We start from the raw sequence: 220 nt of genomic DNA, 5'->3' as shown, positions 1-220 counted from the left end.
CGTCCCATTTTTCCCGGGAAATCCAAGACGCATCGGGAGAGCGAATCGCCCCATTAGGCAGATTGAAACCCCCAGAAGAATCTAAGGCTTTACCCCGTTTTGTTTCTTTGTTCCACATCCAAAGTTGAGCCGTCAATCCAGCGTTACGGTTGCTGGTTCCGCCGCCTGTGGGGGTCATAATAATCACTTCTCCAGTGGAATTGCGTTCGAGTCTGAGATT

1 protein-coding gene is annotated in these 220 nt (G+C 50.5%); it reads right to left on the bottom strand.

The features are described 5' to 3' along the window. The coding region (locus AC0QH1_RS00330) for a Uma2 family endonuclease (RefSeq protein ID WP_324628755.1) at positions 1–220 on the bottom strand (220 nt) is incomplete at both ends.

The sequence above is a fragment of the Phormidium sp. CCY1219 genome (assembly GCF_055795085.1).
The sequence above is the reverse complement of the archived record's forward strand: the minus strand, read 5'-3'. Positions and strand labels throughout refer to the sequence as shown.